This window comes from Vibrio sp. Vb1026 (assembly GCF_033338745.1).
GTDB classification, from domain to species: Bacteria; Pseudomonadota; Gammaproteobacteria; order Enterobacterales; family Vibrionaceae; genus Vibrio; species Vibrio alginolyticus.
In genome coordinates, this window is the sequence record NZ_JAWOTH010000143.1 from 1 (window position 1) to 1190 (window position 1190).

The 1190-nt window shown below is 45.9% G+C and carries 2 protein-coding genes; one reads left to right on the forward strand and one right to left on the reverse strand.

Going from position 1 to position 1190, the window contains the following annotated elements:
* On the reverse strand, positions 1 to 962 hold a 962-nt coding region (locus R7E47_RS24820), incomplete at its 3' end, for a D-amino acid dehydrogenase (RefSeq protein ID WP_318085418.1).
* 107 nt (positions 963 to 1069) lie between these two features.
* Between R7E47_RS24820 and R7E47_RS24825 the strand changes: the two genes are divergently transcribed.
* The coding region (locus tag R7E47_RS24825) for a LysR family transcriptional regulator (RefSeq protein WP_318085420.1) at positions 1070 to 1190 on the forward strand (121 nt) is incomplete at its 3' end.

Sequence of the window (1190 nt, forward strand, 5' to 3'; positions counted from 1 at the left end):
TCGAAACCTGCAAGCTCAGCGGTGCCAGCCACTCGTATGCGGTCATCAAATCGAGTCATAGCGACTTTGTAAGTCTCATCCATGACAGTAGAGCGCGGTGCGTATTCTTCATTTTCTATCGGAAGCGTCAGTGAATATCCTTTAACCGGATACACTGGGATATCAATATCGAGCTGCTTTAAAAGCGCAGTGGAAAAGCTACCAGAAGCAACGACAAATTGGTCGGCCTTAAACAAACCGTGGTTCGTTTGGACTCCTATGATCTTTTTGCCTACAGTAACCCAATTACTCACTTCGGTATTGAATTTGAACGTGACATCATGCGCTTTCGCAAGTTCTGTCAGTTGTTGGCAAAACTGAAAGCAGTCACCTGTTTCATCATCAGGCAAATACAACCCGCCTACGATTTTATCTTTGACCAGCGCTAAACCGAGTTCTTGTCGAAGGCACTGTTCAACGTCCATCAACTCAAATCGAGTACCACTTTGCTCAAGCAGCTTGAGGTCTTTTTCGATTGCGGTTAACTGTTGAGTTGTGCGAAACACTTGCAAGGTACCAAACTGGCGTCCTTGGTATTCAATCGCGTGCTCATTACGTAATTGTTCCAAGCAAGTTCGGCTGTGGTTGGCGATAGACAGCATGCGAGCTTTGTTGATTTGATAGCGAGGCAAGGTGCAGTTCGCAACCATCTTGCTTGCCCAACTGATCATGTCTGTGCTTAGCGACGGCTTTATTTTTAGTGGAGCGTGTTCTTCCATCAGCCATTTGATCGCCTTGAGCGGGATACCCGGAGCCGCCCATGGGGATGAGTAGCCATAAGAAATTTGCCCTGCATTGGCAAAGCTTGTTTCCATCGCGCTGCTTGGTTGGCGATCGATGACCGTGACTTGATAGCCTGCTTGAGATAAATACCAAGCAGAGGTTAAGCCGATAACGCCGCTGCCTAATACGATGACTTCCATTGAGGTACTCCACACATTTATCAGTAGCGGTTAGTTTCTTTTCTTTACCTTTTGTTAACAATCGATATAAATTACATACAGCGTTTAGAAAAACTATAGGCTTAGTGATGAGAAGTAACGTGATAAGTGGTTTATGGTTATTTAACCAAGTGGCGGCACATGCCAGGTTTACGGGCGCTGCTAAGCATCTACACCTTACGACAGGGGCTGTAAGCCAACAAATAATCC